The organism is Caballeronia sp., assembly GCF_049581465.1.
Classification (GTDB): Bacteria; Pseudomonadota; Gammaproteobacteria; order Burkholderiales; family Burkholderiaceae; genus Caballeronia.
Window position 1 is genome coordinate 1 of sequence record NZ_JBAUSA010000757.1, and the last position, 1,845, is coordinate 1,845.

The window sequence follows — 1,845 nt, forward strand, 5'->3', positions numbered from 1 at the left end:
AAGTTGATGCCCGAACGGATGGCGGCGCAGCTAAATAGCGGTGACAGATAGTTGTCCGGGTCCCCATTGTCCCCGGCCCAGCCCATGAACAACATGTCGTGCTGGCCTTGCTTCGCCTCCTTGATCAGCTCACCCCATTCGATCACCTTGACCTGCGCCTTCACGCCAATCTTCGCCAGATCCGCCTGAAGCAATTCCGCGCCGGCCTTCGGATTCGGGTTCAGCACGCTGCCGTTCGGACGCACCCAGATTGTTGTATCGAAGCCATTCGGATAGCCGGCATCGGCGAGAAGCTTCTTGGCGGCTTGCGGTGAGTATGTGTACGGCGAAACCTGCTTGTCGTAGCTCCACGTATTGGGCGGATACGGATTCACGGCCGCCGTCGCGGTGTTCTCGAACACCGTCTTCAGATAAGTGGTGCGGTCGAACGCTTCGTTTAGTGCTTGCCGGACCTTGGGGTTATCGAGCGGCTTTTTCTCCGTGTTCAACGCGACGAACGCCGTCATGAACGCCGGCGTTTCGATCACCTTCAGATTGCTGTCCTTCTTCGCATCGATGACATCCTGCGGTTTCGGCGACAACGCGATCTGGCATTCACCCGCCTTGATCTTCTGCGCGCGCACCGAGGCGTCGGGCGTGATCGCGTAGATCAATCGATCCACCTTGGGCTTGGCACCCCAGTAGGTCGGGTTGACGTCGTAGCGGATCACTGCGTCCTTCGTATAACTCTTCAGGACGAACGGACCCGTACCGATGGGCTTCGCATTCAGGTCGGTTACCTTGCCGGCTTTGAGCAACTGGTCGGCGTATTCGGCCGAATATATCGATGCAAAACCCATGGTCAGGATCGGCACGAAGGTCGCGTTCGGCGTGTTGAGCTCGAACTTGACGGTGTTGTCATCGACCTTCGATACCGCCTTGATCAGCTTCAGGAGACCCATCGATTGCGCGTGCGGAAAGCCGCTTGCGCCAGCGATCTTGTGCCACGGGTTGGCGTCCGACAGCATGCGGTCGAAGGAAAACACGACGTCGTCGGCATTGAGCTTCCTCGATGGCGTGAAGTAGTCCGTCGTCTGGAACGCCACATTTGGCCGCAGATGAAACGTGTAGGTCAGGCCGTCCGCGCTCACGTCCCACTTCTCGGCGAGGGCGGGCGTGACTTTCTTGGCGACTTCATCGTAGGAAACGAGCGTATTGAAGATCACATCCGCCGATGCGTTGGTGGTCACGAGCGAATTGAATTGCACGACGTCGAAGCCGTCCGGGCTCGATTCGGTGCAGACGGTGAGCGGTTTCGCCAAGGCAAGGGCGGGCGTAATCGATACGGCCAGCAGGGCGGCGGCGAGCATTCTGAAACGCATGGGATCTCCCGTTGTGAACGCGGTCGGCATTCAGGTGGTCATTTTTGTTGCTGCGAACCATTGCAGCGCATTGTACGGCGCGACGTATGGATGCAGGAGACGTGCCGCGGCCGTGGCTCGTGGCTCGTGGCTTTAGTTCAGGGCCGTAGCTCGTGGCTTTAGTTCGCGGCTGTGGCTCAGGGCCGCAGTTCGTGGCCGTAGCTCAGGGCGGTAGCTTACTGAAGCGAAAATCGCGCTACAACGACCGATTCGGGATATGGATATGGCGTGCGTGCGACATGTTGCTCGCGAGGGCCGTTGCCTTGCGCAATCGCTGGTCGCAAGCTAAACTCGTGGCCGTCTTTGGGGAGTAGCCTTCCTTCCGCAATGGGAGGAGGACGCGTCAACATACTCGGCTTGTCTGCCGTGGCGCGTTCGACCGGTCCGGTTTGGCGAGACCATGGGTGCATCTTGTCGTTCACGGTCGGACGACGCGGGATAGCAC

Annotated in this window: 1 protein-coding gene and 1 riboswitch; the gene reads right to left on the bottom strand. The window is 59.3% G+C overall.

What is annotated here, in order from left to right; genetic code table 11:
- Positions 1-1,361: ABC transporter substrate-binding protein (locus tag WCA53_RS18700; RefSeq protein ID WP_423913887.1), on the bottom strand; the 1,361-nt coding region annotated here is incomplete at its 3' end.
- A 329-nt stretch (positions 1,362-1,690) separates the two neighbouring features.
- A riboswitch (yybP-ykoY riboswitch) is annotated at positions 1,691-1,830 on the top strand.
- Positions 1,831-1,845: the final 15 nt, after the last annotated feature.